Genomic DNA, 3,371 nt, shown 5'->3' on the forward strand with positions numbered 1-3,371 from the left:
GTGTTTTTTACCCATTCAGATTCAACTATTGAAAGAACTCTTGCGGTTTTGTAAATATTATCATGCGGATTTAGTATAGTTCTCACGGCGTAATACTGTTCGTTTTTTACCTCTTCTTTTTCAACTACAACTATCGTATCAACTGATTCTTCTTGAAGTTTCAAAGGAATGTATAAAACTACTCTTTGCTTATAAGCTGCAGGAATAATCATCTTTTGAAGATTATAATTATCTTTGATGATTTTCAATTCACCATTAATAATGTGTCCTATGAACCTATCATTTAGTTTTTTCACAATTTCAGGTAATCGCTCTTTTCTCTCAAAAAGATGCAAATGATTTACCCTAAAATCCAATTTACTGTCAAAAATGATTTCATTTTTGAATGTATCATAATCGCTTAAAGATTTAGGTATTTCTAAATCATCTAAAACTCTATCTCCATTAGAACAAAATTTTCTAAAAATATATCCTCCATTTTCCTGCTTTTCAAAGCATGCAAATATTGGAAAAACACCTGTACTATACAAACCTGTATTGAAACATGCCTTTGTTTTGTCTTTATTATAAGTAATAATATCAGGATAGCTTTTATTTTCGTAAATGAACTCAAAATATTTAAATAGATAAGAAAATAAAATATTATTTCCATTTCCCCAAAATTCTTTTTGAGCTATATTAGAAAGCTCTTGGAGTGTATTTAGAAAATTTGGAAAATAGGCAAATTGAAACAACAAAGGTTTCTCTTCAACTTTGTTTTGAATTTGATCACGATTTGAAGTCTTGTTTCTTGTGGTAGCTTTTTTAACATAAACTAAAGAAGGTTTGTTTTCATCTTTTTCAAGATCAAAACCTGCTTCTATTAATGCCTTACTACAATTGATTTTTAAATCATATTTTCTTTTCAAATATTGACTGATATGTCCTGTAGTAACATGGTCAAATTTAGTTTTACTATCTTCATAGGCTTCTAAAATTAATTTTTCTATGTTTTTTTCCACGCTAAAAACCTAATTGTCCTTTCTTATAATCTTCTAAACCTTTCAATAGTCCAAAAAGTATGTCAGAATCAACCGCTCCTTCAATAGGAGTGCCTATTACTTTTCCTGTTGGAGTTAAAATATAAGTTGTTGCGAGTTAATTGCAAATCAACTAAATAAAATACATATATTACAAGTTGTTTTCAAGCAATATGTAATTTTATTTCAATATGTGATACACATTAATACAACTTTACTTCAAGTATAGTTTATGTTTATGTAAATTTTTATTTCAACTTAACTACACTTTTACTACAACATAACTACAACTTGAGTGCAAAAAAACGCTACTTGATAAACTGCATTTTATTTTCAACTTAACTACAACTTAACTACAACATAATTACAACTTGAATTCAACTTTATTACAATTATTTTCAACTTAACTACAATTTGAGTTCAACTTTATTACACTTTCACTACACTTTAACTACAAAAATGTGAAAATTTGCATGTTTTTTGAAGTAAAAGTGTAGTTAATATGTAGTTAATGTTATTTTTACTATAACTTGAGTGTAACTTTATTACAACTTAACTACAAAAAAGAGTTTGTTTAAAATACTATTTTATAGGGTTTTTAATATTAATTTAATTTTTATTGTTGAAAAAATATACTAAAAAGTGTAATAAAAAATAAAATATCAATATTTAGGGCTTATTATGTTAAAACCCTTATTTTTAGGTTCTTTTGCTTTTTTTGAAAAAAATGTAAAAAGTTGAGCCAATGGGCATAATGCAATAATATAGCCTAAATATAGGCGTTTAAATCTTATTGTTGTAGGCAAATTATGCTAATGTTTTACCGACATTTTGCGATTTGTAAAAAGCTTTTAAAATATCTATTTTGTAGGTTTTTAAGCATTGTTGATAATCGAGTTATTGTGTAAGATTTTTGGCAAAAATAGACTTTAGAGCTAAAAACTGCAAAATTTTCTTCATGGCGTGTATTTTTGATTGTGCTTGATTTATAGCGATAATATGAGAGCTAGGGCTTATTTTAGAAGTTCTTGCGAATTTTCAAAAATGCTTTGCAGTTTTGAAATGGGCTGTGGTTTTTGTTTTGTGTTGCGATTTTTGTAGGTTTTTTTGTGTTTTTTTGATTGCAAGTGGGTATCTTGAATGGATATAGGGTTTAAAATGACAGAATTAGCCTTTAAAAGGCTAAAATGATTTTTTTAATGTTTTTATCGTTTTAGGGTTATTTTTTTGATTTTTGGGCGTTTTTTGAAAGAATATCGATTAGTGTTTCAAAATCTTGGATTTCTGATTTGGTAATTTTGAATTTATCTTTGAGGGTTAGGAATTGATAGGCTGAAACTATATCAAGCTTTGGGTATTTGGCTTGTAAATCGATAATGCTCTCATGGTTTTTAACTCTTTTTAGTTTGGCAATAAAAGTGTTTTTTGTTTTTTTGATATAAGCTATAACAGCAGGTGTCATTTTGCTTTTGTTTTCATCTGTTTTGCCATAGATTGAGAGTATGAATGCTAGACAGCTAGTTATATTGATAAATAATTTATCGTTTTTCTCTTTGTGGATTATTTTGCTTATGTAGATTTTGGTAAACCAAGTTTCTATGGCTTTGTGCATTTTGTTTTTTCGCTTGGGCGTGTATTAGTTTTAGACATAAGTTTTCTTCTGTGGTTTTAGTGCTTTATGAAATTATACCGTATTTTTATTTAACTTGGGTATGAAATGAGTATTTTTATATATCAGGGAAAGTTTATGCTAGAAATATGTTTAAAAAATGGCAAAGATAGGGAGTAAATGAGAAAGAATGAGGCAATAAATAAGGCAATAAATGAGGGAATAAATGAGGTGATAAATGAGAGAAAGAATGAGTATAAAGGCTATAAGGATTTGTGTTAAGGATAGCGTTAAGATGAGATTTGAATGCGTAGAATGCAAGATAGGGAGGAATGGGAGATGGGGTATAAAGGGGGTGATAAATGAGGGGATAAATGATGAAAATTATTCAATGAAATGTAGCGGATAAAGAAGGGGGGATAAATGAGGTGATAAAGGGCGAGAAGAAGACTTTTCTATTTCAAAGGCTAAAAATACTTTAGGTTAGGTACAAAAATGGCAATATTATTAACGAAATTAATGAATGTTAGGTATAAAATTTTTTAACACCCTTTTTTTGAGAAAAATAAATTTCATTCTAAAAATACTATAAATCTCCAATTTATAGGCATTCTTTGCTTTAGGATAGGTATAAAAATGCTCTTGCTAAAGGCTAGACTTTTTAATGCTTAATTAAAAATTAAAGTCCCTAAAAATAGGCATTCTTTGCTTTAGGGTAGGTATAAAAATGCCATTGCTTAAAC

At 27.9% G+C, this 3,371-nt stretch carries 3 protein-coding genes; 1 reads left to right on the plus strand and 2 read right to left on the minus strand.

Going from position 1 to position 3,371, the window contains the following annotated elements:
• Together AJN58_RS06295 and AJN58_RS06300 are read right to left on the minus strand one after the other, a co-directional pair.
• A partial coding sequence (locus AJN58_RS06295; protein WP_070291912.1) for a DUF3825 domain-containing protein occupies window positions 1-1,001 on the minus strand: 1,001 nt, incomplete at its 3' end.
• 1,237 nt (window positions 1,002-2,238) lie between these two features.
• Window positions 2,239-2,631 (minus strand): hypothetical protein, encoded by a 393-nt coding sequence (locus tag AJN58_RS06300; protein ID WP_070291910.1) that lies wholly within the window; start codon window positions 2,629-2,631, stop codon window positions 2,239-2,241.
• A gap of 235 nt (window positions 2,632-2,866) precedes the next feature.
• Here AJN58_RS06300 and AJN58_RS10165 point away from each other — a divergent pair, with 235 nt between their 5' ends.
• Window positions 2,867-3,037 (plus strand): hypothetical protein, encoded by a 171-nt coding sequence (locus AJN58_RS10165; protein WP_002807115.1) that lies wholly within the window; start codon window positions 2,867-2,869, stop codon window positions 3,035-3,037.
• Window positions 3,038-3,371: the final 334 nt, after the last annotated feature.

It is taken from the genome of Campylobacter sp. BCW_4321, assembly GCF_001763075.1.
Lineage (GTDB): Bacteria > Campylobacterota > Campylobacteria > Campylobacterales > Campylobacteraceae > Campylobacter_D > Campylobacter_D jejuni.